This window comes from Pseudomonas sp. Irchel s3f7, assembly GCF_900187615.1.
Lineage (GTDB): Bacteria > Pseudomonadota > Gammaproteobacteria > Pseudomonadales > Pseudomonadaceae > Aquipseudomonas.
In genome coordinates, this window is record NZ_FYDO01000065.1 from 1 (window position 1) to 1,313 (window position 1,313).

Sequence of the window (1,313 nt, forward strand, 5' to 3'; positions counted from 1 at the left end):
TGTCCCGTCCTGAATAAGGTTTACACCTTCTGACCTATTTTCAGGAGGGAGCAATGGATTCGGGGAAAAGGCGCAGTCAGCGCGATTACACGCTGGCTTTTAAATTGTCGGTGGTCGATCAGGTCGAAAAGGGCGAGTTGAGTTATAAAGAGGCTCAACGGCGCTATGGCATCCAGGGTCGGTCAACGGTGTTGGTGTGGTTACGCAAGCATGGTCGGCAGGATTGGAGCCAAGGCGCGTCTATTCGAGTGCTGAGGAAGAGTTCCATGGCCGAGTCCACGGTACCGCTGTCACCCGAGCAGCGGATCAAAGAGCTTGAAGAACAGCTTGAACTGAGCAATCAAAAGGCTCAGTTTTTTGAGGCTGTCGTAAACGTCTTGAAGAACGACTACGGTGTATCCATCGTAAAAAAGCGACCCGGCAAGTCCTCGCGCAAGGGCAAGTCAAAGACCTGAGTATCAGCAGGGCTTGCCTGTTCATGGGCATTTCACGTCAGGCTTACTACAAGCGCAACCGAGCGTTTGATGCGAAGGCTAGCGACGATCAAAAGGTCGTGGATTTCGTCTTGGAAAAGCGGCGGCGTCAGCCAAGGCTGGGAACGCGCAAGCTGCATTATATGCTGCATGCCGAAGCAGAAACGAGGCTGCGGGTGGGGCGCGATCGCCTGTTCAGCATCCTGCGAGAAGCGCGAGAATTGGTCCCTCGCAAGCGGGCATACCACAAGACCACCCACAGCCATCATCGATTTCGCCGCCATCCAAACCTACTCAAGGCAGGCCCGCAGCAAATCATTGCCTGTGCTCCTGAGCAAGTTTGGGTTGCGGATATAACCTATCTGCCTACCCAGGAGAGCGTTGCTTATCTGAGCCTGATCACCGACGCCTACTCGCGTAAAATAGTGGGACATCATGTGCATGAGAGCTTGCATACAGAGTCGGTACTCAAAGCGCTGAAGAAGGCTGTAGGAGGAAGGAAAACCAAGCAGCCGCTGGTTCATCACTCAGACCGTGGGGCCCAGTATTGCTCCGACCTTTATCAGCGTTTTCACACCAAGCACGGGGTCATTTGTTCGATGACCGATGGCTATGACTGCTATCAGAACGCGATGGCGGAGCGAATAAACGGGATTTTGAAGACGGAGTTTTTGCTGCATCGCCCCAAGAACCTGGCCGACGCGGTGAGAATGGTTGATGAATCGGTGCTGATCTACAACGCGGAGCGGCCACATCTGGCCTTGAAATACAAAACGCCCGATGCAGTGCATCGGGCGTTTTGAGACTGAAACAGGTGTAAACCTATTTCAGGACTAGACA

The 1,313-nt window shown here is 53.5% G+C and carries 1 protein-coding gene; it reads left to right on the forward strand.

What is annotated here, in order from left to right; translation table 11 throughout:
- Positions 1 to 53 precede the first annotated feature (53 nt).
- Positions 54 to 1,276 (forward strand): IS3 family transposase gene (locus CKW19_RS28185; protein WP_177408867.1). Its coding sequence is split into 2 segments (ribosomal slippage): positions 54 to 405 and positions 405 to 1,276, totalling 1,224 coding nucleotides; the frame shifts between segments, so codons are not numbered across the junction.
- The last annotated feature ends 37 nt before the right edge of the window (positions 1,277 to 1,313 follow it).